Origin of the sequence: Pseudomonas capsici (assembly GCF_017165765.1) — a bacterium.
Classification (GTDB): Bacteria; Pseudomonadota; Gammaproteobacteria; order Pseudomonadales; family Pseudomonadaceae; genus Aquipseudomonas; species Aquipseudomonas capsici.
Window position 1 is genome coordinate 452,387 of sequence record NZ_JAFGZD010000001.1, and the last position, 22,804, is coordinate 475,190.

Below are 22,804 nucleotides of genomic sequence, written 5' to 3' on the forward strand. Positions count from 1 at the left end.
TCTGGTATTTCAACTTCCATGCCAAACAAAAAGCCCAATAAAACCGGGGGTTCTATCGGGCTTGTGTCTTTATGACCTGTTGCTGTGTGGAGTCAAAATGACAGCGGTAGTCTTATTGACTAGCCACCTGTCATGTTCATGAAGCGCACCACCTGCACGCTGTCATCGAGCGTGAAGTTATGGCTCCAGGGCTTGAGCTGCATGGCATCGATTATGGCCTTTTCCAGCTTGTGGGGCTGGCCGGGGTTGGCTCGCAGCACGGCCTTGAGGTCAACCGAATGCTCATTGCCCAGGCACAACAGCAACCGCCCTTCAACTGTCAGGCGCACGCGGTTGCAGGTGCCGCAGAAGTTATGACTATGCGGGGAAATGAAGCCGATGCGAATGTCAGGGGCTTCGGCCAGGCGCCAGTAGCGCGACGGGCCTTGGGTCGAGTCGGTGGACGACACCAGTGTGTAGCGTTCGGCGATGCGCTCGCGCACCTGATCGCTGGAATAGAACGACTCGGCGCGGCTGTGTTCGCTGATGATGCCCAGGGGCATTTCCTCGATAAAGGAAACGTCCAGCTTGCGGTCGATGGCAAAGGCCAGCAGGTCGTTGATCTCATGATCGTTGCGGCCTTGCATCACCACGCAATTGAGCTTGGTGTGGGTGAAGCCGGCAGCATTGGCGGCGTCGATGCCGGCAATGACCTTGTTCAGATCGCCGGTGCGTGTCATTTCCCGGAAACGTTGCGGGTCCAGACTGTCGAGACTGATGTTGAGGCGCGTCACCCCGGCGTCGAACAGCGGCCTGGCCAGTTTGTCCAGTTGCGAGCCATTGGTGGTCATGCACAGTTCCCGCAGGCCGGGCAGGGCGGCGATGCGCTTGCACAGGTCGACAATACCGGCACGCACCAGCGGTTCGCCACCGGTCAGACGGATCTTGCGGGTGCCCAGGGCAACGAAGCGTTCGGCAACCTGATGGATTTCTTCCAGGGACAGGATCTGCTGGCGAGGCAGGAATGTCATCTCTTCGGCCATGCAGTACACGCAACGAAAATCGCACCGGTCGGTTACCGACATGCGCAGATAATCGACCTTGCGTGCAAAACGGTCCATCAGGACGGGATCTGACATCTCACCTTCTCAATATGCTGTAGCCGTAAGCTTGCTGAGTCCTATTGCCGCAGTCCAATCGCTTGTGATGATGACATGATCGACTGGATCTATGGCGTCTTGCCAGCGCTTGCCGAGTGGCGTTCGTAATGCTCCAGCAGAGGCTGGATGCTAATGCCATGCAGCAGGATACTCAATGCAACGACTGACAGCGTCATCCCTATGGCGGTATGGACTGCATCTTGCGGCAAACCGTGAGTCAAGGCAAAACACAGGTAGTAGAGACTGCCGATTCCACGTATGCCGAACCAACTGACCAGCGCCTTCTGACGCCGGTCCAGCAGGCGTCTGCCCACCAGCAGCCAGACGCTGGCCGGACGAATGATGCAGAACAGGGCCAGGCCAAGACCAACGGCCCGCCAGTCCCAGTACAACGCCAGCGCCGCCCCCAGCAGAGTAATCAACAGCACTTCCATGGAACGTTCGATCAGACTGCCGAATGCCAGCATATCGCCCATCATGATTCCGGCAGCCAACTGCGATTCGGTCAGGTCCTCGGCCTCGGCCACTGTGGCCTTTTCCTGACTGGCTGTCATATGGCCGATCACCGGTTGAGCGATGTGCTCCGAGGGAACGTGCGACTGAGTGATACGCGCTTCCGCCTGCCTCAGGCCGAACCCGGCCGCGAATACCGAGAGAAAACCAAAGGCTCCTGCACTTTCCGCAGCTATATAAGACAGGGCAATCAGGGCCAGCGCCAGAAAGTCATTGGGGGAGGTGGTGCTGTCCGAGTTTCTGATCCGCAGGAAAATCATCAGATGCCCGACACCACGGCCCATGCCATAGCCGATCAACATGCCGGCCGGCACACCCCAGACCAGACTCTTCAATGCCCAGTGCTGAATCCATCCGGCTTCCAGCCCGCCATTGTTCATATACAGCAAGGCAAAGATCACGAACGGGAACGCCGTGCCATCGTTCATGCCTGCTTCGCCGGAAAGCCCGAAACGCAGGCGATCCTGATCCTGGGCATTGGTCACTTGAACCAGCCCGGCCAGCACGGGATCGGTGGGCGAAAGCATGGCCCCCAGCAACAGCGAAAGACCCCATGACAGGCCGAGCAGGTAATGCGCCGCCAGACAGGTGCCAGCAATGGTGGCAAGCATCACCGGCCCGGCCAGCCAATAGGCCGAATGCCAGGCCCTGCTGTGCAGCGGCAGACGCAGCTTGATCCCGGTGTTGAACAACGAAAACAGCACCGCGACCTCGGTCAGGCGCTCCAGCCAGTGTCTGGCCTCCTGAACGTCCAGTTTCAGGATCTCCAGCCCCATCGGTCCGATCACGAAGCCGAATGCCAGACATACCGCCGAGGTCGTGACCGGCAGCCAGCGCAGAAAGGATGACGTCAGTGCCAGCAGCATCAACAGCGCACCGAGCACCGTCATGCAGATTGTGAAACTCATGTCGCCATGACCCTATAGCCTCAATCCTTGAAGGAGAGCTTATGGTTGTGACTGTGGGGCGGCGGGTTAGTTGAGGAAATCGCAGGAGGGATTCGCGAATGGATGCTGAAGCGAGAGGCCGCAAGCCACCTCCCGCTTCAGTGGCTTCAGCGTTCTATGCTGCGACTCCAGCGGGCATTCCACTCAGGGCGAATCTGGTTGACCTGATCCCAGTCGATGGTCACTGCGGTTTCCAGGTATTTCTTCATGGCCTGGACCTGGTCGCGGGTCTTGTCCGTGGTCGGCGTATTGGGGTTGGACGGGATCTGGTCACCAAGCTCAAGGGCTGGAGCCTGAGCTTCTGGAGTCAGCAGGAAGGCCGCCAGCTTCTGGGTCAGTTCCGGCTGATTGTTTTTGGCAATTGCACATTCCGCGACGTTCAGTACCACGGCTCCTTCCCTGGGTTGTGCGTACTCCACGGGGACACCCTTGATTTTCAGGGCTGTGACCTGGGTCGGTGTCAGGGGAAAGAGAGCCGCCTCGTCGGTCTGCACCATCTCGGAGATTTTTGCCGAACTGGCGATGTATTCCAGCACGTTGGGACCAATGGTTTTCGGCCATGCCTTGAAGCCGGGCTCGACGTTGCTTTCGTTGCCGCCCTGGATACGGTTGAACATCAGAAAGCCATGCAGGCCAAAGGTCGAGGAAGCCAGGGACTGGAACACAACCTTGTCCTTGAAGCGCCTGTCGGCCAGGTCCATCCAGGACGTGGGGGCGCTCCAGCCTTTTTCCTTGAACATGCGGGTGTTGTAGGCAAGGCCTGTCACTCCCAGGCTCACGGCGGCAGCCTGATCCTTGATTCTGGCCTGAGGCGGCAGTTCGGCCAATGGTGCGCTGGGTTGCAACGGGTCGCACAACCCCATGGAAATGGCGCGATACATGATGCCGTCATCAAGGAACATCAGATGCATCTGCGGATTGTCCTTGCTGGCCTGAACCTTGGCCAGGATGTCCGAAGACGTGCCGGGAACGATCACAACCTTGACGTTGTTGGCCTTCTCGAAAGCCGGCAGTACATGATCGGCATACAGGCGCTCCATGGTTCCGCCGTTCATGCCCAGGTACAGCGTCGTTTCGGCCTGTACAGCCGATGAAGCGAGCAGGGCGGCGAGTGGCAGGCACGACAAGCCTGAGAGTGCGATACGTTTGGCAATCTTCATTTGGGCGACCTTCCTCTGTGTATTGGAATGACGTTGCTGACAGGTACGGGGGTAATGGCTGGCGTTTCCGGCGTCTGGAAGCGACCAATCGAAAAGGCGTCGATGGAAATCGATGAGCGGCCCTGGCAGACCCACTCGGCCAGGGCTTCTCCTGCTGCCGGACCAATCTGAAAGCCCGCTCCGGCAAAACCGAAACCGTGCAGCAGGCCGGGTTGGCGCAGGCTGGGGCCGAGCACCGGCTCACGGTCGGGCAGATAGCCTTCGGTGCCGCTCCAGGTGCGAATGGCGTGTGCGCCAGCCAGTGGCGGATAGAGTTCGACCGCGTTGCGCAGGATGTCGAGAATCGCTGCCTGCCCGGGTCGGGCGCGCAACGGGTCCTGGGCGAATCCCTGACCTCCGCCCAGAATGCAATTGCCTCTGGCCACCTGCCTTGCATAGATACCGCCACCCTCGACCCCGGTGCTGACATCCATGAACATGGGCAGCGGTTCGGTCACCAGCATGGCGGGATGTCCCGAGTACATGGGCACCGGCTCACCGAATTGCGCAGCCAGCGTGCCTGCCCATGCGCCGGCGCAATTGAGCAGCCACGGAGCACGCAGGTGCAGGCCATTGGCAGTGCGGACGATAAACGCCTGACCGTCATGTTCCACGTCGATGACCTGAGCCTGTTCGAAAATCTGCGCGCCGGCCTTCTGCGCCGCACGGGCGAAGGCCGGCGATACCAGGCGCGGGTTGGCGTGCCCGTCGTCAGGGCACAGTGAAGCACCGACCGCGACATCGCCGGCCCAGGGGTAACGAGCCTGCAACTGCGCGCGATCAAGCAGTTGCAGGCCCAGACCAAAGGCTCGGCTGGCTTGCTCGTAGGCGCGCAAGGCATTCATGTCCTGTTCGTTGCGGGCCAGTTTCAGGTGCCCGGAACGCACGTATTCACCGTTATTTCCGATCAGTTCGCGCAGGCTGCCCCATATCTGGTGGGCCCGCTGTGACAGCGGTAGTTGGGACAAGGGTCGTCCCTGGCGTCTGACGCCACCGTAATTGACCCCACTGGAGTGCGAGCCGCAGAAATCACGTTCCAGCAAGGCAACCCGCTTGCCTTTGAGTGCCAGCATCAGGGCGGCAGAGGCACCGACGATGCCACCGCCAATGATCAATGCATCGGTTTCCATCAGGCGGCTCATGTTTCAGTCTCCAGGCCGAACGGCAGGGGTTTGATCGGTGCCTGGCCGCGCAGTCGACCAATGTCGTCCAGCCTGCGATGGCTTTCCCGGGCAATGATTTCCGCAGCAGCCATGCCACACATGCGGCCCTGGCAACGTCCCATGCCGACCCTGCACATGGCCTTGACCCGATTGATCTCCCAGTGGCCTTCTTGCACTGTGACCCGGATCTCGCCTGCGCTGATTTCTTCGCAGCGACAGATGACGGTTTCATCGGGCACTCTGGCGGCCCACTCGACAGGGAACGGGAAGGCCGTTTCCAGCCCCTGGCGAAAGCGCTCGATCTTCTGCAGCCTGCTTTGCAGGGTTGAAATCCGGTTACGGTCGATGTGATGTCCGCTGTCTTCAAGCAGGCTCAGGGCTGCCAGCTCACCGGTCATCTGTGCCGCATCGGCGCCCATGATTGCGGCACCGTCGCCCGCCAGATAAACGCCTGCCACATTGCTGCGTCCCGCATCGTCGCGGTTCGGCAGCCAGGCCCGGTTCAACGGGTTCCAGGCGAATGTGCAGCCGAGCATATCCGCCAGTTGGGTTTCGCTGCGCAAGGCATGGGCAAAGGCCACGGCGTCGCATGCCAACTGCTTTTGCTGGCCCTTGTGTTGCCAGCGCACGCCACTGACGCGCTTGTCACCTTCGATACGCTCCAGCGTCGCGTCCTGATGTACGGCAATCCCATGAGCTGTCAGCCATGAGCGGTAATAAAGGCCTTTGGCAAGGGTTGCCGGTTGATGCAGCAAGGCTGGCAAGGCTCGGCATTGGGCGGAGAAGGGCGCGCTATCGAGCACGGCCACGACGCTGGCACCTGCTTTTGCGTATTGATAGGCCACCAGATAAAGCAGAGGACCACTGCCCGCCAGCACAACGTTTTCGCCGATGGCGCAGCCCTGATACTTCAGAGCGATTTGTGCTGCGCCCAGGCTGTAGACGCCCGGCAGTGTCCAGCCCGGAACGGGAAGGATGCGATCCGTTGCACCGGTGGCGACAATCACTCGAGAGAAGTCGATATGCCCGGCACGACCTTGACTCAGCGTATCGAGCCGCCCATTTTCGGCGTTCCAGACCAATGTCTGGGCGCGGTAGTCGATGCTGCCAGCCAGATCGTCCATGGCTTTATGCACTGCAATCGCCTTGCCCGCTTCAAAGCCGTACAGATCCTTGGGCGAACGCTTGAAGTTTTCCGGCTGGCGGCGATAAATCTGCCCGCCACCGCGCAGGCCTTCGTCGATCAGACAGGGTTTTACACCATGTTCGACCAGGGTTTGCGCGGCCCGGATTCCGGCCGGGCCAGCGCCGATGATGACAACCTTTCCAAGTTCGGTTGCGGTGTCTGCACTCATGACTGACACCCCGGTTCGCGACTGACCATCTGACCGGCTTGCAGCAAGGTCGAACAGGCCCGGACCCGTTGCCCGCCTTCCAGGCGCACCCAGCATTCCTGACAGGCGCCCATCATGCAGAACCCGGCGCGGGGCTGGGCGCTGAAATCGCTGCCGCGCAGATGCTCGCTCGCCGTCAGTACGGCGGTCAGCAAGGTATCACCTTGCAACCCGCTGGCAGGTTGGCCATCGAGGGTAAAGGACAGGACCGGACGGTCGAGTTCGACCAGTCGTTTCAGCAATGCCATTGAGTATGCGCTCCGGGCCTGAGGTTAGTGTTTGCCGACCAGCACGCGATCCAGGCCATAGACTCGGTCGAGCAGAATCATGGTGGCGGCGGTCAGCGCGATGACCAGCGCCGAGACGGCGGCCATCATCGGGTCGATGGATTCGGTGGCGTAGACATACATGCGCACCGGCAGGGTCTGGGTAGCCGGTGAGGTGACGAAGATCGACAGGGTCACTTCGTCGAAGCTGTTGATGAATGCCAGCAGCCAGCCTCCGGCGACCCCGGGCAGGATCATCGGCAGGGTGATCTGGCGAAACAGCGTGAAGCGGCTTGCACCCAATGACTCCGCAGCCTGTTCGGCGCTGCGGTCGATACCGATGGCGGCGGCGATCACCAGTCGCAACACATAAGGCGTGATCACCACCACATGGGCCAGGATCAGCCAGGTGAAGCTGCCATTGACCCCCAGCAGCGCAAACAGTCGCAGCATGGCCACACCCAGCACCAGATGCGGAATGATGATCGGCGACAGGAACAGCGCATTGAGGAAGTTGCGCCCGGCAAACTCATGGCGGGTGATTGCCAGCGCTGCAGGCACTGCAATCAGGGTGGCCAGCGTGGCAGAAACGAAGGCCAGCATCAGGCTGTTATAGAACGAGTCGATGAAGTCTGCCCGCTCGAAAACCGCCTTGAACCAGCGAAGTGAAAAGTCAGTGGTGGGCAGGCTCAGGGTGTTTTCCGGGGTAAAGGCCACCAGGCAGACCACCACCAGTGGCGCGAGCATGAACACCACGACCAGCGCATGAAACGACAGGGCCAGAGGACCGTTCTTGGACATGGATCATTCCCCCAGGGATTTTTTATAACGGCCTTCGATCATGCGATTCCACGACAGCATGATCAGCAGGTTGACCAGTAGCAGCGCCACCGCAATGGTCGCGCCCATGGGCCAGTTCAGCTCCGAGAGGTACTGGTCGTAGATCACCGTGGCGACCATTTTCAGGCGTCGCCCACCCAGCAGGCCGGGGATCGCGAAGGAACTGGCGGCCAGTCCGAAGACAATCAGGGTCCCGGACAGCACGCCTGGCATGACCTGCGGTAAAACCACCAGGCGCATGACTTTGGCCTGGCTTGCGCCCAGCGACAGAGCGGCCTGTTCGGCAGCCGGATCGAGCTTCTGCAGCGAGGTCCAGACCGGAATGATCATGAACGGCAGCATCACATGCACTAGAGCGATAATGACGGCGAACGGCGTATAGAGCAGCTTGACCGGGCGTCCGCCCATGGCCTGGATCATCTGATTGATCAAACCGTCGGCCCCCAGCAGCAGGCTCCAGCCAAAGGCCCGGACTACCACCGAGATCAGCAGAGGAGTGAGGATCAGAATCAGGAAGATTGAGCGCCAGGGCGTACCCATGCGGCTGAGAATGTAGGCTTCCGGTACACCGATCAGCACGCAGAGCAGGGTGACCAGCGCACTGATCCAGAAGGTGCGCAGAAAGATTTCATAGAAGTAAGAGTCCGTCAGGACCGCGATGTAATTGGCCAGTGTGTAGCTATCGCCTTTGACCCCGACTTCGTAGTCGAAGACGTTGAACGACAGCACCAGTGTCAAGCCCAGAGGCAGAATCAGCAGGCCGATGAACAGCGCCAGTGCGGGCGCTGACAGCCAATAGCCACGCCCGCCCTGACGTATTTCCTTCAGCGGACTCATGGGCGGACCTCATCGGTATCGAGCACGCGCAGCAGTTCGGTCTGCCAGTCCATGCCAACGGCTGAACCTTCCGGCAGCGGCGGCTGGCCATCGTTGCGGCGCACAACGGTCAGTTCGCCAATCCCGGTCTCAATGCGGTACAGCCATTGGCTGCCAAGAAAGTAACGGGTGACGATCCGGCCTTGCAGGCGGCCTGTGCCGGGGGCTGTCAGGTCGATCTTTTCCGGGCGCAGGCTCAGGGTCAGGGCACCCTCACCGGCAGCCACCCGGACCTGCGGCAAACCGCTTTCATCCAGATCCCCAGATAGCATGTTGGCCTTGCCGACGAAGCCGGAAATGAAGCGCGTGCGTGGGTGTTCGTAGAGTTTGTAAGGCTCGTCGATCTGAGTAATACGCCCGGCCTGCATGACGACTACACGATCACTGATGGACAACGCTTCGGCCTGATCGTGGGTGACCATCAGCGTGGTGATCCCGACTTCATTCTGGATGCGCCGAATCTCGAACTGCATTTCCTCGCGCAGGTTGGCGTCCAGGTTGGACAGCGGTTCATCGAGCAACAGCACGGGAGGTTCGATGACCAGCGCCCGGGCCAGTGCGACGCGCTGACGTTGCCCGCCCGACAGCTCGCGAGGATAGCGAGCGGCATGCTGATTGAGGCGGACCAGTTCCAGTACCCGGCTTACTCGCCGCTGGATATCCGCCGCGGGCACTTTGCGCATGCGCAGACCAAAGGCGACATTGTCGGCAACGCTCATGTGCGGGAACAGCGCGTAGCTCTGGAACACCACGCCCAGGCCTCGGCTGCTGGGCTTGGCGTGGGTGATATCGCGGCCGTCCAGCACAATGCTTCCGGCGCTGACTTCGACAAAGCCCGCGATCATCTGCAGGGTGGTGGTCTTGCCGCAGCCTGAGGGGCCAAGCAGTGAAACGAACTCGCCTTTTTCTACTGCCAGGTGGGTAGCGATAACGGCATCGATGGAGCCGTAGCGTTTTGATAGTCCTTCAAGCTGGAGAAATGCCATGTCTGCTTGCACCTTGTTCTACGTGCGCGCCGAGGCACGCGTTTATCGTGGGCAGATGCGAAGTGAGATCATGCAGTTGCGTGGACGTGGTGCTCGCTCTGTGTCGGCTACCGATGATTGTTCAAATCGCCCTTGTGGACTGAGAGTAGGACGAAGGCTAGGATGCACTCAATGAAGAATTTCACTGAATAACATCTTTTTTTGAATTTATTCATTTAATGAATTTAAAGATTGGAAAATGGACAATGAATTCCACTGATCGGAATGAAGATTCAAAAGAAGTCGGTACAGGCGCTGTTTCCCGACTGTTTGCCGTGCTGCGTTGTCTGGGCGAATGTCCTGAAGGTGGTGAGCGGGTCACGCAACTGGCTCAGCAGGTCGGCCTTTCCCAGCCCACGACTCATCGCTTGTTGCGCAGCCTCATGGATGAAGGAATGGTCGAGCAGGACGTGCTCAGCAAACGTTATCGCTTGAGCATCGAGTTCTTCGCCCTGGCGGCCAAGGCCGGTAATGCCGGCAATCTGCGCGATCTGGTACGGCCAGGGTTGTTGAGGCTGTCGGCGTCTCTGGGGGATTCACTGTTTCTGCTGGCGCGCAGCGGTTTTGATGCCATCTGCCTGGACCGCAGCGAAGGGCCGTATCCCATCCGCACCTTCACGGGCGATATCGGCGGGCGTGTCGCGTTGGGCGTGGGGCAGGGCAGTCTGGCGATTCTGGCCTTCCTGCCAGAGGAGGAGCGCGACACCGTCATTCGCTACAACCTGCCGCGACTCAAGGATTTCCATCTGTACGATGAAGTCTTCCTGCGTTCGGAAGTCGAAAATGTCAGGCGTCAGGGATATGCCGCCCGTAATACCGGGGCCTTGCCCGGGATGGCAGGACTTGCCGTTCCCATCCTCGACCGCACTGGCCGCGCAGTTGCAGCGTTAAGCGTGGCGACCATCAGCGACCGGCTGGGGCCGGACCGTCTCATGACTGTTGTCGAACTGCTCAAGCGCGAAGCCAGTGCCATCACCGCAAAAATCAACCCGTTTGATCCGTCCCTGAGGCGGCCTAGTCAAGTGTTCGGGCTGGGGTAGAGTCTCCATGCCGTTTTTTGAAGTGTGTAAACTGCAGCGCGAAAAGGCGCGACACCACGCGCCAGACTTTACTACCCGATCAAGAGATCCCCATGGCCAACCAGGACATTACCTTCATCCCCGATCCCGATCCGACTTCCATTTCTTCCGACGTTGCCGGTTTTGGTGGCTTGCTGGTTTCCACCCAGATTCCTACCCGCGCTGATGGCAGTCTGGAGCTGGGCGGTATCGTCGAGCAAAGCGAGTGCACCTTGCAGGCACTCAAAGTGGCGCTGGAGCGTGCAGGCAGTTCCATGGACCGCGTGTTGCACCTGACCATCTACCTTACCGACATGGCCGACCGTGCTGCATTCAATGAGGTTTACCAGCGTTTCTTCGCCAAGCCCTGGCCAGTGCGTGCCGCTGTCGGCGTGGCAGCTCTGGCGGTCGAAGGCATGCGTGTGGAAGTGACCGCGATGGCCGCCAAGGCATAACGCCTGCAGGAACGAATCATTCGCGAGACGTCATTCATACGGGGCTCTCGCGAATGAATTCGCTCCTGCGCGTCAAGGATTCAATGCGCCACGCTCTCGGGCACTCCGGCCCACAAATGGTCCAGGTCCTTGAGACCCCAGGTTTTGGCACATTCGCGGCTGATGATCCTGTCTTGTCCGACCAGGGTAGAGAGGTCTATCAGGGTGTGGGCGATGGGCATCTTGAACAGTGCGGAATAGAACACTTTGACCTTGGGCGTCAGCAGTGAGGTCTTGTTCTGTTCCATGACGATGCCCAGGTTGCCACTTTCCAGGCGTACCAGTGAGCCTACCGGGTAGATGCCGACGCATTTGACGAAGGCCTGGAATATTTTCTCGTCGAAATGCCCGGTCCATTCGGCCATTCTGCTGATGGATTCTGCGGGGCTCCAGCAGGCCTTGTAGGGGCGATCGGAGGTAATGGCGTCGTAGACGTCGCAGATGGCGCCCATCCGGGCAAACAGACTGATCTGTGAGCCGGCGAGTCGGTCGGGGTAGCCGCTGCCATCGAAGCGTTCATGGTGATGCAGACAGACATCCAGCACCCTGGGGCTGAAGTGCTTGCTTTCACCCAGCAACTGGCAGCCGATTTCCGGGTGCTTGCGCACGATTGCAAATTCTTCGTCGTTGAGTTTGCCGGGCTTGCCGAGAATGGCCGCGGGTATCGCCAGCTTGCCGACATCATGCAGCAGACCAGCCATGCCTGCCTCTTTGACCAGGCTTTCAGGCAATGCCAGTTGGCGGGCCAGAGCAATCATCAATCCGCCCACCGCGACCGAATGCATGTAGGTGTATTCGTCCGCCGTTTTCAGGCGGGCCAGGCTGAGCAGGGCATCGGGATGGCGGGCCAGGGAGTCGGAAATATCGTCGATCAGCTCACCCATGTCTTCCAGCTCTGCAATCCTGCCCATGCGGACATCGCTGAAGATTCTGACAACTGCGGCTTTGGAGCGAGTGCAAAGCTCCCGTGCGTAACCGATCTCTTCTTCCAGTGCGCAAGTCTGATTGTGGTTAACGGTCGTGCAGGTCTCGGAGGTGGCGGCTGGTTGTATATCAAGCCCCCGGCTGCCATCGATCCATAGCTGTGTGATGCTGGATTCACGTATGCGTTGCAGATCGCTTTCATGCTTGAGCAGAAAGCTGCTGGTCCAGAATGAGTGGTCGGCACGCAAGTCGCACAGTTCGTGTACATACATGCCGAGGCGAAGCTCGGTGACGGGAATGTGTTTGAGCACGATAAATACCTGCTTTGGCTTGATCGTGAATCAGCAGAACATTCATCCCTGGACAGTTCGTACGAGTTCGTTAGACGGAGAACCGGGAAACCAGTCGGTTCAGATCGACAGCCAGCCTCGAAAGCTCCTGGCTGGCGGTTGAGGTCTGATCGGCAGCCGAAGAACTCTGCACCGAAAGATCCCTGATGCTGACCAGGTTCTGATCGACGGATCGCGCCACATGGGCCTGTTCTTCGGAGGCTGTGGCGATCAGCAGGTTGCGTTCGTTGATCTGGGAAATGGCGGTGGTTATTTCCTTTATCGCGGATCCGGATTCCTGGGCGATCAGCAAGGTTGCGTCGGCTTCTTCACTGCTCTGCTTCATGGACTGCACGGCCAGGGTCGAGTCTTTCTGGATGCCCTGGATCATCTGCTCGATTTCCTGAGTCGAGGATTGAGTACGGTGAGCCAGTGCCCGGACTTCGTCGGCAACCACTGCAAAGCCGCGACCCTGTTCACCGGCGCGAGCGGCTTCGATGGCCGCATTGAGCGCCAGCAGGTTGGTCTGTTCGGCAATGGCGCGGATGACGTCCAGGACCTTGGTGATGTTCTGCGCCTGATTGGCCAGCCCTTCGACCTCCGTACTGGTACGGTCGACGGTAGAACTGAGCTTTTCGAGTGCGTTTATGGTCTTGCTGACGCATTCCTGGCCGGTCTTGGCCGAGCGTTCCGAAGCCTGGGTGGATTCCGAGGCCGATACCGCATTGCGCGCAACCTCCTCGATGGCGGCCGTCATCTCATTGACGGCAGTGGCCGCCTGCTCGGTTTCCATGGACTGACGCTGGATGCCATTGGTCGACTCCTGAGTGATCGAACTCATTTCCTCTGCCGCCGAAGCCAGAAGGCCGGAGGAGTCGGAGATGTGCTGGATGGTACTTTTCAGGCTGGCGAGCATGGCTGCCGTTGCACTTTGCAATTCGGTCAGTTCATCGGCACCGGTAATTTCCACCTGGGTACGCAAATCACCTTCGGCAATACGTTTAGTGGTTTCAAGCAGAGCCTTGACCGGGCGGGCAACACTGCGGGTAAACACGGTCGCGACCAGTACTGTCAGGATAACGGCGATAACAATAAAGGCGATGGTGACTTTCAAGCCGTTTTCATAGGCATGGTTGGCCGTGTCGCTCGACTTTTCCGCTACTTTGACATTGACCTCTATCAAGGCCTCTATAGATGATTGCAATGCCTTGGCCTGTGGGCTGCTGGTGTCGCGGATAAAGACAAAGAGTTCGTTGTTGGTCTTGGTCTTGCTGAGTTCCATCAACTCATCGATCTTCGAGGTATAGGCCTGAACATTGGCTTTGACCTGACGATAAACCTGTTCTTCTGCATCGCTCGATACCATGGGGGCATAGCTGTCGGTCACCTGAATCAAGGCGTTTTTCAGGCCCTTCAACTTGTCGATGGAGGCGCTGCCCTGTCTTTCCTCGTCCATCACGAATCGCCTGGCATCCAGGCGGTAGAGCAGGCCAGCGCTTTCGATCCTGCCTGCCTGCCTTACGCTGGGCAGCAGGTCGGTCTGAAACTTGCTCACGGCATCATGCAGGCTGTTCATCTTGTAGATGACAGTTGTCCCCAAGCCTATAAGAAGCAGGCAGATAATGCCGAAACTGAGAAAGGCGCGGGTATTCAACCGAATGTTTCTTGTTTTCATTTTTGGATCCTCTTTGCTCACTATAGAGCAGCAGCCAGCAACGTGCTGCATGGCAACGTGATATCACTGTAGATGCTGTAGTGTGAAAAAAATATAGTGAGAACAGAAAACTTTTATTGCATAAATCCATTATCAATTGAATCTATTAATTCAAGTTTTCCTGAATCCAGACGCGAGGGAGCGATAGAGAGTTCGAGGTTAACTGTCTATCGCTTTGGAGGGTTATAAAGTTTCATTTTAAAGTAAATGGTAATACTTAATACTTCGTCATTTATTTGCCGTCAATAATTAAACGGTTTGTTCTGTGGCGGGAAATATCATATTGAAGCGGGTATAAGTACCCGGTGTACTTTGCACGGTTACATGGCCTTCATGCAGGCTCATGATGGAACGCACGATTGCCAGCCCCAGCCCGGTGCCACCCTGATGCCGCGAACGACTGGCATGCACTCTGTAAAAACGGTCGAACAGGCGTGGCAGGTGCTCGGCCTCGATGCCTTCTCCGGTGTTGCCGACGCTGAGTGAAACCTGGCCCTGTTGCTGTTCAAGGCTGATGCTGATCGTACTGCCTTCAGGGCTGTGCCTGATGGCATTGGAAAGCAGATTCGAGATGGCGCGCTGGATCATCAGGCGTTCGCCATTGATCCGGGCACGACCTGTCACCTGCAGGGCAATGTTCTTTTCCTCGGCTGACAAGGCAAAGAGTTCCACGACCTTGCTCACTTCTTCATCCAGATCGATCCGGCTGAAGACGATGGGGGCCAACGGCTGGCTGACGCTGGCCAGAAACAGCATCTGAGACACCATGCGTGACATGCGCTCCAGCTCTTCGGTACAGGATTCAAGCACCAGCTTGTATTCGGCGGGCGGTCTTTCCCGGGAGAGCGTCACCTGGGCCTTGCCCATCAGGTTGTTCATGGGCGAGCGAAGTTCATGGGCCAGATCGTCCGAGAACTGGGTCAACTGCTGAACATCGCTGTCCAGGCGATGCAGCATGAAGTTGATTGCATGGGCCAGATTGCTCAGTTCATCGGGCAGGTCGCTGGTCTTGACCCGATGCGTCAGATCCCGGGCCGAGATCATCTGCGCCACCTTGCGAAAGGCCCGCAACGGCTTGAGACCGCGATGCACCACCCACCAGGCGACTGCGCCAACCAGCAGCAGAATCAGCGGCAAGGCGATCAGGGTCGAGGTCATGTAAGAGTGCAGCAAGGCAATATCGCTTTGCCGATCGAGCGACAGCAGCACGGTGACTTGCTGCCTGTCGCGCAATGTCACCAGCCTTGAGGCTATCAGCACCTTGCCGGTGTCCGGGCTGTTGGCGTTCATGGCCAGAATCTGTTCTGCCGTCGCAGGGCCCATGCTGAACAGCACATGTGTCGGCTCGGCCGGATCGATGATCGCCAGACTGAAATCGTCATGGCCCATGATCTGGTCACGCAGATTATGGGGGTTGAGCATGATATCTGCGCTGCTGGCCGTCTCGGTCAGGCTGTGCTCGATCTGCTTGAGCTTTTCTTCAAGGCTGTTGCTGGCCCGCAGATCCAGTTGGCGCGAGATGGCCAGCGAGGCCAGCGTCGCCATGACGATCACCAGAATGGCGCACATCAGGCTGACGGTCAGCCCCAGTTGCATGGACAGCCGCGTGGGTTTCATTCCCGGGACTCCAGCACGTAACCCACGCCGCGCAAGGTATGAATCAGCTTGTTGTCGAACGGATCATCGATCTTGGCTCGCAGGCGCCTGATGGAAACCTCTACCACGTTGGTGTCGCAATCGAAGTTCATGTCCCATACCAGAGAAATGATCTGGGTACGCGACAGAACCTCGCCGCTGTGGCGCATCAACAAATGCAGGAGTGCGAACTCCTTGGTGGTCAGGTCAATGCGCTGCTTGTCCCGGAATGCCCGGTGGCGACCCTGATCGAGTTCCAGATCGGCCACTTGCAGCACCTGAGGCACATTGGCCTGCTCGCTACGGCGCATCAGGGTGCGAATCCGGGCCAGCAGTTCGGGAAACTCAAACGGCTTGACCAGATAGTCGTCGGCTCCCGATTCCAGGCCCTTTATCTTTTCGTCGAGACGGCCGCGTGCGGTGACGATCATGACCCGTGTATTACTGGTCTTGCGAAGTTGTGCCAGGACATCCCAGCCATCCATGCCCGGCAGATTGATGTCCAGAATGACCACGTCATAGATCTGTTGCTGGGCCAGGCAAAGGCCGTCGATACCCGTAGTGGCAACATCGACTACATAACCGCTTTCGGTCAGGCCCTGGTGCATGTATTCGGCAGTTTTCGGCTCGTCCTCGACCACAAGGATTCGCATGGTTGAATATCCTGTTTGAATGAAATCAGTAGATGCTGGAGCAGAAGGGATTCTGAAGTCTGTAGCGACTACAGAGTCAATGCTGATGTGGTGCCTACTCTAAGGCCAAAGCGCCGCGTTTTTTTCAGATAACGAAATTGTAATTTTCCAGCAACCCCGCCGATAACTGCCATTCCCTAAAGTCCCTGCGTCAATCCCGGCAGCTCGTGCTGTCCGGTGCAATCGCCTTTCAGGCGCGGATTCATGCAAGTGGGGAAGTACGACGTGCGCGGCTATCGAATCTTGAACGGCTCACCGGGCAGTAGGCCCGGCAGAATGAAAATCGGCTTTGCCTGTGTGCTGTTCCTGGCGGTTTTCAGCCAGAGCGCGACGGCGATACAAACACAGTCCATCACGCTGTCCGACGCTCTGGACACGGCCTTTTCCCTGAACCCGGATCTGGCTGCCGCTCGCAGGGAAATCGATATCGCGCTTGGGGAACGCCAGCAGGCCGGGTTGATACCCAATCCCGAGCTGTCCTGGGAGATGGAAGACACCCGCAAGGCTACCAGCACCACAACCATCGCCATCAGTCAGGCGCTGGAGCTGGGTGGGAAGCGGGGCGCTCGGGTCGATGTCGCCAGTCGGGCTCAGGATGTCGCTGCGCTTGAACTTGAACAACGTGGCAATGCCTTGCGTAGCGAGGTGACTCAGGCCTTTTACGCGGCGTTGCGCGCCCAGGCAGGACTGGATCTTGCGCTGGAGTCCCAGGCACTGGCCGAGCGAGGGCTCAAGGTTGCCGAGGGCCGGATCCAGGCTGGCAAGTCCTCGCCTGTAGAAGCCACCCGGGCTCAGGTGCAACTGGCCGAAACCCGTCTGCAGGTGCGCCAGGCGCAGATCGCCAAATCGGCTGCCTGGCGCGAGCTGTCTCAGATCATGGGCCAGTCGCAGACCTCTTTCGAGCGTCTGTACTCCCCGAACCTGTCGCCGGGCAAGGCACCTCACGGGCCAACTCTGCTGAACGAAATCAAGCAGACCGCCGAGCTGCGTCTGGCCGAAACCCGTATAGCACTGGGCGAGGCGCAACTGGGTTCACAGAAGGCGCAACGTATTCCTGACCTCACCGTGAGTGTGGGCAGCCAATACAGCCGTGAAGACCGTGAGCGGGTCAATGTGGTCGGTTTTTCCGTGCCGATTCCATTGTTCGACCGCAATCAGGGCAATGTCCTGGCCGCCGCGCGGCGTGCCGATCAATCCCGTGACCTGCGCAATTCCGTGGAGTTGAAGCTGCGCACCCAGACGCAACTGGCGGTCGATCAATGGGACACCGCGGCCCAGGAGGCCGAGTCGTTCACCAGAGTCATCCTGCCTGCCGCCCAGCAGGCCGTCGACACCGCAACCCGCGGCTTCGAAATGGGCAAGTTCGGTTTCCTGGAAGTGCTCGATGCACAGCGCACCCTGATTGCTGCACGCAGCCAGTACCTGGAGTCGTTGGCCCGTGCGGCTGATGCACGGGTCGTCATCGAACGCATTTACGGCGACTCGGGCCGTTTCCTCACTCAACTTAAATAGCCAGCGGTGGCCAGCGACAATGGCCCGTCAGGAGTCTTCATGAATAACAAACGCAACATTGCCGCTGCGGCGGCAGTGGTGGTTCTCATTGGCCTGGGCAGTCTGACCCTGGGTGGCGGTCAGTCTTTCTCCAATGCCTCCTCCGAACACGCCCATGACGATGAAAAGGAATCCTCTCACGGCCAGGAAAAAGGCCATGAAGGGGAAAGCCATGACGATCACGGGGATGAGCCAAAAGGCAAAGCGGCCGAAAAGGACGAGCATGGCGATGAAGGCCATGGAGAAAAAGGTCATGGAGAGGAGGGCCATGGAGAAAAAGGTCATGGAGAGGAGGGCCATGAAGAAGGCGCGCTGGAATTGAGCGAGGCCCAGATCAAGGCGGCAGGCATTGAGCTGGGCGTTGCCGCCTCTCGCCGGATGAGTACCTCCATCTCGTTCCCCGGTGAAATCCGTTTCGATGAAGATCGCACGTCACATGTGGTGCCAAGAGTCAGCGGTGTGGTGGAGGAGGTAAAAGCCGATCTTGGCCAGCAGGTCAGAAAGGGCCAGGTCCTGGCGGTGATTGCCAGTCAGCAGGTCTCGGAACAGCGCAGTGAGCTGAGTGCGGCGCAGCGTCGGGTTGAACTGGCCCGTCTGACATTCCAGCGCGAGAAAAAACTCTGGGAAGACAAGATATCGGCCGAGCAGGATTACCAGCAGGCACGTCAGGCCTTGCAGGAGGCGGAAATCGCCCTGAGCAATGCCCGGCAGAAAGTCAGTGCCATGGGCGCGGCAGGGAAGGCCACCGGCAATCGTTACGAACTCGTTGCGCCTTTCGATTCTGTGGTCGTTGAAAAGCATCTGGGGCTTGGTGAAGTGGTCAGCGAGAGCAGTAATGTTTTCACGCTCTCGGATCTGTCCCGGGTCTGGGCCACTTTTGGCGTGACGCCCAAGGATCTGGACAAGGTGATTGTCGGGCGCAATGTCAGAGTCAGTTCGCCGGACATGAATGCTGAAGTCGAGGGCCAGGTGAGCTATGTCGGCAACCTGCTGGGTGAGCAGAGCAGGGCCGCGACGGTGCGGGTGAAACTCGCGAATCCTCAGGGCGCCTGGCGTCCCGGACTGTTTGTCTCGATTGCGGTGGCGGCTCACACCAGCGAGGTCGCGGTCAGCATTCCCGAAGAAGCGATCCAGGCCGTTGAAGACAAGCCTTCGGTCTTTGTGCGTACGCCACAGGGGTTCCAGGTCCAGCCTGTGACGCTCGGGCGCAGCGACAGCGGCTATGTGGAAGTGCTCAAGGGGCTGGCAGTCGATACGCAAGTCGCAACTGCCGGCAGTTTCGTCCTCAAGTCGGAGCTGGGCAAGGGCTCGGCCGAGCATGCCCATTGATCCGCTACGCACGAGAACTCTTCCATGTTTGAACGCCTGATTCAATTTGCCATAGAGCAGCGCATTGTCGTCATGCTGGCGGTCCTGCTGATGGTGGGGCTCGGCATTGCCAGCTACCAGAAGCTGCCCATCGATGCGGTGCCCGATATCACCAACGTCCAGGTGCAGATCAATACCGCTGCACCGGGTTTTTCTCCGCTGGAAACCGAGCAACGCATTACCTTTGCCATCGAAACCGCCATGGCCGGATTGCCGGGCCTGAAGCAGACCCGCTCGCTGTCGCGCTCCGGGTTGTCTCAGGTCACGGTGATTTTCGAGGATGGCACCGACCTGTTTTTCGCCCGCCAACAGGTCAGCGAGCGTTTGCAGACTGCCAGGGAGCAGTTGCCTGAGAATATCGATGCCATGATGGGGCCTGTCTCCACCGGTCTCGGGGAAATATTCCTCTGGACGGTGGAGGCCAGGGAGGGGGCGCTGAAAGAGGATGGCACGCCTTATACGCCTACTGACCTGCGGGTCATTCAGGACTGGATCATCAAACCACAACTGCGCAATGTGCCGGGTGTCGCCGAGATCAATACCATTGGCGGCTTTGCCAAGCAGTACCAGATCGCGCCCGATCCGAAAAAGCTGGCCGCCTACAAGTTGACGCTCAACGACCTGATCGTGGCCCTTGAGCGCAACAACGCCAACGTCGGCGCTGGTTACATCGAGCGTGGTGGCGAGCAACTGGTGATTCGCGCGCCGGGGCAACTGGCCAATGAACTCGATATCGCCAATATCGTGATTGCCAATGTGCAGGGCACGCCGATCCGGGTGAGCCATGTCGCCGATGTGGTGATCGGCAAGGAGCTGCGTTCCGGTGCTGCAACCGAGAACGGCCGTGAAGTCGTGCTGGGCACGGTCTTCATGCTGATCGGCGAGAACAGTCGCAGCGTCTCTCAGGCGGTAGCCGCGAAGCTGACCGAGATCAATCGTTCGTTGCCCAAGGGCGTCGTGGCGGTTACGGTTTATGACCGTACCAATCTGGTCGAGAAGGCCATTGCCACGGTCAAGAAGAACCTGATCGAGGGCGCGATTCTGGTCATCGCCGTCCTGTTCCTGTTTCTGGGCAACATTCGTGCGGCCCTGATCACCGCCATGGTCATTCCATTGGCCATGCTCTTTACCTTCACCGGTATGTTTGCCAACAAGGTCAGTGCCAACCTGATGAGTCTGGGGGCGCTGGACTTCGGCATTATTGTCGATGGCGCGGTGGTCATCGTTGAAAACTCGATTCGCAGGCTGGCTCATGCCCAGCAGCGCCATGGCCGCATGCTGACCCGCTCCGAACGTTTCCATGAAGTCTTTGCCGCTGCACGTGAGGCACGGCGACCGCTGATCTTCGGTCAGTTGATCATCATGGTCGTGTACCTGCCGATCTTTGCCCTGACAGGTGTCGAAGGCAAGATGTTCCACCCGATGGCTTTTACTGTAGTCATTGCCCTGCTGGGGGCGATGATTCTGTCCGTGACTTTTGTGCCCGCCGCCATTGCCATGTTCGTCACCGGCAAGGTGAAGGAAGAGGAAGGCGTGGTCATGCGTACGGCCCGGCAGCGTTATGCACCGGTTCTGGACTGGGTGCTTGGCCACCGTACCCTGGCGTTCGGCATGGCGTTTGCGGTTATCGCCGTCTCTGGTGTCGCTGCCAGCCGAATGGGCAGTGAGTTCATCCCCAGCCTGAGTGAAGGTGACTTCGCCTTGCAGGCCTTGCGTGTTCCGGGCACCAGCCTGACCCAGTCGGTGGACATGCAACAGCGTCTCGAGAAAGCCATCATCGAACGCATGCCGGAAGTAGAGCGCGTGTTCGCCCGGACAGGGACTGCGGAAATCGCCGCCGACCCGATGCCGCCGAATATTTCCGATAGCTATGTGATGCTCAAGCCTGCCGACCAATGGCCTGATCCGAAGAAGTCCCGAGAGACACTGATTGCCGAATTGCAGGCCGCCGCTGCCAGCGTGCCGGGCAGTAACTACGAGCTGTCCCAGCCGATTCAGTTGCGCTTCAACGAGCTGATTTCAGGCGTGCGCAGCGATGTGGCGGTGAAAGTGTTTGGCGATGATATGGACGTGCTCAATCAGACGGCCAACAGGATTGCCGCAACGCTGCAGAAGGTCAGTGGCGCCTCGGAGGTCAAGGTCGAACAGACTACCGGCCTGCCGGTGCTGACGATCAATATCGATCGCGACAAGGCTGCCCGTTATGGCTTGAACATGGGCGATGTACAGGATGCCATTGCCATTGCTGTCGGTGGGCGTCAGGCCGGTACGTTGTATGACGGGGATCGCCGTTTCGACATGGTAGTGCGCTTGTCCGAAAAGCTGCGCACCGATGTGAACGGGCTCTCGAACCTGCTGATTCCCGTTCCGGCAAGCCCGGTCAGCGGCAATTCACAGATCGGCTTCATTCCCTTGTCTCAGGTGGCGAGCCTGGATCTGATCCTTGGGCCTAATCAGATCAGTCGCGAGAACGGCAAACGGCTGGTCATCGTCAGCGCCAACGTACGGGGCAGGGATCTTGGCTCGTTCGTGGAAGAGGCCGGGCAATCCATTGGTGAGCAGGTGACGATCCCGCCGGGGTACTGGACCAGTTGGGGCGGGCAGTTCGAGCAGCTTCAATCGGCGGCCCAGCGTCTGAAAATCGTGGTGCCTGTAGCGTTGCTGATGGTGCTGGCGTTGCTGTTCATGATGTTCAACAACCTCAGGGACGGCTTGCTGGTCTTTACCGGCATTCCCTTTGCCTTGACGGGCGGTATTCTGGCGCTATGGCTGCGTGACATCCCCTTGTCGATTTCTGCCGGGGTCGGATTCATTGCTCTGTCCGGTGTTGCAGTCCTGAACGGTCTGGTGATGATTGCCTTCATTCGTAACCTTCGGGAAGAGGGCTTCAGTCTGGCCAAAGCCATCCATGAAGGTGCTTTGACAAGGTTGCGTCCGGTGTTGATGACCGCGCTGGTTGCCTCTCTGGGCTTTATCCCCATGGCCCTGGCCACAGGTACGGGTGCTGAGGTGCAAAGGCCTCTGGCTACCGTCGTGATCGGCGGAATACTGTCGTCGACCATTTTGACCTTGCTGGTTTTGCCAGCCCTCTATCAGTGGGCTTATCGTCGAGAAGAATAAGCAGGCAAGTTGCTAGAAAGGCTCATGGCGGGTGACTGTCATGAGCTTTTTTATGTAGGGTTTATAGAGTGATTACAGAATGGTAATGCTCACGTAACGTTCTCGAAAGTGTCTGATTGCTACAGTGAGTCATCACTCAAGAGGAATCGGAAGATGAATGTTATCAAACTGTCTGTTCTTGCTTTTGCACTTGCCTCGCCACTGACTTCATATGCTTTCAGCTCTGCGGATCTTCAAGGTGAAGAGCGGAGCAGGGTGCATCAACTCAAGGTCGAGGACTATGCAGCCAAGGCACAAAAGACAGTTCCGAAAATTCAGAACTATGCCTACGGCATGAAACTGGACATTGCCAAGGTGGTCGTTAAAACGCCAGCGCCCAAGACCTGCGGTATCAACTCCAAAATGATGACGTATGAAGACTCCCAGGGCGAGCTGAATACGTTGCGCTACAAGGTTTTGAGCGATTGTGCCGGCAAGAACTGATGGTCACGTACTGGTCTGAAAACCACGTTTTTACAGAGGAAAACAAACAGAAACAATTGGCGCTTAAAAGTATG

General features: G+C 58.6%; 19 protein-coding genes. 6 read left to right on the forward strand and 13 right to left on the reverse strand.

From position 1 onward, the window contains the following. Positions 1 to 119: 119 nt before the first annotated feature. The 9 genes from moaA to JSY17_RS01965 all read right to left on the reverse strand — a co-directional run bounded on the left by moaA (position 120) and on the right by JSY17_RS01965 (position 9,323). The gene (gene moaA, locus JSY17_RS01925; RefSeq protein WP_206401259.1) at positions 120 to 1,118 is read right to left on the reverse strand and encodes a GTP 3',8-cyclase MoaA; all 999 of its coding nucleotides are present in this window, start codon (positions 1,116 to 1,118) and stop codon (positions 120 to 122) included. Between the two features lie 89 nt (positions 1,119 to 1,207). Further along, positions 1,208 to 2,560, reverse strand: coding sequence for a cation:proton antiporter (locus JSY17_RS01930; protein WP_122371185.1), 1,353 nt, complete (start codon positions 2,558 to 2,560; stop codon positions 1,208 to 1,210). Between the two features lie 146 nt (positions 2,561 to 2,706). After that, positions 2,707 to 3,759 carry an ABC transporter substrate-binding protein gene (locus tag JSY17_RS01935; protein WP_117180812.1) on the reverse strand — a complete coding sequence of 351 codons (1,053 nt, stop codon included), beginning with the start codon at positions 3,757 to 3,759 and terminating at the stop codon, positions 2,707 to 2,709. Then, entirely contained in the window at positions 3,756 to 4,940 is a 1,185-nt protein-coding gene (locus JSY17_RS01940) for an NAD(P)/FAD-dependent oxidoreductase (protein ID WP_206401260.1), read from the reverse strand. The genes JSY17_RS01935 and JSY17_RS01940 overlap by 4 nt, the downstream gene beginning before the upstream one ends. After that, positions 4,937 to 6,316 carry an FAD/NAD(P)-dependent oxidoreductase gene (locus JSY17_RS01945; RefSeq protein WP_206401261.1) on the reverse strand — a complete coding sequence of 460 codons (1,380 nt, stop codon included), beginning with the start codon at positions 6,314 to 6,316 and terminating at the stop codon, positions 4,937 to 4,939. The genes JSY17_RS01940 and JSY17_RS01945 overlap by 4 nt, the downstream gene beginning before the upstream one ends. Beyond that, positions 6,313 to 6,603, reverse strand: coding sequence for a (2Fe-2S)-binding protein (locus tag JSY17_RS01950; RefSeq protein ID WP_206401262.1), 291 nt, complete (start codon positions 6,601 to 6,603; stop codon positions 6,313 to 6,315). The genes JSY17_RS01945 and JSY17_RS01950 overlap by 4 nt, the downstream gene beginning before the upstream one ends. A gap of 24 nt (positions 6,604 to 6,627) precedes the next feature. Then, positions 6,628 to 7,422: an ABC transporter permease gene (locus JSY17_RS01955; RefSeq protein ID WP_117167690.1), complete on the reverse strand. Its 795-nt coding sequence runs from the start codon at positions 7,420 to 7,422 to the stop codon at positions 6,628 to 6,630. Between the two features lie 3 nt (positions 7,423 to 7,425). Beyond that, on the reverse strand, positions 7,426 to 8,298 hold the full coding sequence (locus JSY17_RS01960) for an ABC transporter permease (RefSeq protein WP_206401263.1): 873 nt from the start codon (positions 8,296 to 8,298) through the stop codon (positions 7,426 to 7,428). Then, complete coding sequence (locus JSY17_RS01965; RefSeq protein ID WP_206401264.1) at positions 8,295 to 9,323, reverse strand: ABC transporter ATP-binding protein; 1,029 nt, start codon at positions 9,321 to 9,323, stop codon at positions 8,295 to 8,297. The genes JSY17_RS01960 and JSY17_RS01965 overlap by 4 nt, the downstream gene beginning before the upstream one ends. A gap of 245 nt (positions 9,324 to 9,568) precedes the next feature. Between JSY17_RS01965 and JSY17_RS01970 the strand changes: the two genes are divergently transcribed. Then, the gene (locus JSY17_RS01970; RefSeq protein WP_117180805.1) at positions 9,569 to 10,402 is read left to right on the forward strand and encodes an IclR family transcriptional regulator; all 834 of its coding nucleotides are present in this window, start codon (positions 9,569 to 9,571) and stop codon (positions 10,400 to 10,402) included. Between the two features lie 92 nt (positions 10,403 to 10,494). After that, positions 10,495 to 10,875 (forward strand): RidA family protein, encoded by a 381-nt coding sequence (locus JSY17_RS01975; protein ID WP_206401265.1) that lies wholly within the window; start codon positions 10,495 to 10,497, stop codon positions 10,873 to 10,875. Between the two features lie 80 nt (positions 10,876 to 10,955). Here the strand turns inward: JSY17_RS01975 and JSY17_RS01980 are convergent, their stop codons facing one another. The 4 genes from JSY17_RS01980 to JSY17_RS01995 form a co-directional block, all read right to left on the reverse strand. Continuing rightward, complete coding sequence (locus JSY17_RS01980; protein ID WP_206401266.1) at positions 10,956 to 12,149, reverse strand: HD-GYP domain-containing protein; 1,194 nt, start codon at positions 12,147 to 12,149, stop codon at positions 10,956 to 10,958. Between the two features lie 70 nt (positions 12,150 to 12,219). After that, positions 12,220 to 13,893 (reverse strand): methyl-accepting chemotaxis protein, encoded by a 1,674-nt coding sequence (locus tag JSY17_RS01985; protein ID WP_408636073.1) that lies wholly within the window; start codon positions 13,891 to 13,893, stop codon positions 12,220 to 12,222. A 237-nt stretch (positions 13,894 to 14,130) separates the two neighbouring features. Further along, positions 14,131 to 15,498, reverse strand: a complete 1,368-nt coding sequence (locus JSY17_RS01990; protein ID WP_206401269.1) for a heavy metal sensor histidine kinase — start codon at positions 15,496 to 15,498, stop codon at positions 14,131 to 14,133. Beyond that, positions 15,495 to 16,169, reverse strand: coding sequence for a heavy metal response regulator transcription factor (locus JSY17_RS01995; protein ID WP_206401270.1), 675 nt, complete (start codon positions 16,167 to 16,169; stop codon positions 15,495 to 15,497). The genes JSY17_RS01990 and JSY17_RS01995 overlap by 4 nt, the downstream gene beginning before the upstream one ends. Before the next feature lie 315 nt (positions 16,170 to 16,484). Between JSY17_RS01995 and JSY17_RS02000 the strand changes: the two genes are divergently transcribed. The 4 genes from JSY17_RS02000 (at position 16,485) to JSY17_RS02015 (ending at position 22,730) form a co-directional block, all read left to right on the forward strand. Then, positions 16,485 to 17,720, forward strand: a complete 1,236-nt coding sequence (locus tag JSY17_RS02000; RefSeq protein ID WP_206401271.1) for a TolC family protein — start codon at positions 16,485 to 16,487, stop codon at positions 17,718 to 17,720. Between the two features lie 39 nt (positions 17,721 to 17,759). Then, a complete protein-coding gene (locus JSY17_RS02005; RefSeq protein WP_206401272.1) occupies positions 17,760 to 19,088 on the forward strand; it encodes an efflux RND transporter periplasmic adaptor subunit in 1,329 nt (442 codons plus the stop codon). 24 nt (positions 19,089 to 19,112) lie between these two features. Continuing rightward, complete coding sequence (locus tag JSY17_RS02010) at positions 19,113 to 22,247, forward strand: CusA/CzcA family heavy metal efflux RND transporter (protein ID WP_206401273.1); 3,135 nt, start codon at positions 19,113 to 19,115, stop codon at positions 22,245 to 22,247. Between the two features lie 153 nt (positions 22,248 to 22,400). Then, a complete protein-coding gene (locus tag JSY17_RS02015; protein ID WP_206401274.1) occupies positions 22,401 to 22,730 on the forward strand; it encodes a DUF2790 domain-containing protein in 330 nt (109 codons plus the stop codon). Positions 22,731 to 22,804 lie beyond the last annotated feature (74 nt).